This window comes from Streptomyces chisholmiae (assembly GCF_031845445.1).
Classification (GTDB): Bacteria; Actinomycetota; Actinomycetes; order Streptomycetales; family Streptomycetaceae; genus Streptomyces; species Streptomyces chisholmiae.
Genome location: NZ_JAVREO010000159.1, coordinates 1 through 461, shown reverse-complemented (window position 1 = coordinate 461; position 461 = coordinate 1). Strand labels below are relative to the sequence as shown.

General features: G+C 66.2%; 1 pseudogene. It reads left to right on the top strand.

The features are described 5' to 3' along the window. Nucleotides 1-461 (top strand): annotated as a pseudogene (locus tag RM844_RS32570) (pyruvate dehydrogenase (acetyl-transferring), homodimeric type); the annotation flags it as partial.

Here is a 461-nt window from a genome sequence, read left to right as displayed (position 1 = left end):
CCTCTACCGCAGCCGAACCCGACCGGGTCCGGGTGATTCGCGAGGGAGTTGCCTCCTACCTTCCGGATATCGATACCGACGAGACCGCGGAATGGCTGGAGTCGTTCGACGAATTGCTGGAGCGATCCGGTCCGGCGCGGGCCCGGTACCTGATGTTGCGGCTGCTGGAGCGCTCGCGCGAGAAGCGCGTCGCGATCCCGGCACTGACGTCGACCGATTACGTCAACACCATTCCCACCGAGCTGGAGCCCTGGTTCCCCGGCGACGAGGACGTCGAGCGACGCTTCCGCGCCTGGATCCGGTGGAACGCGGCCATCATGGTGCACCGCGCCCAGCGCCCGGGAGTCGGTGTGGGCGGCCATATTTCGACGTACGCGTCGTCGGCGTCGCTGTATGAGGTCGGCTTCAACCACTTCTTCCGCGGCAAATCCCACCCAGGCGGTGGCGACCAGGTTTTCATC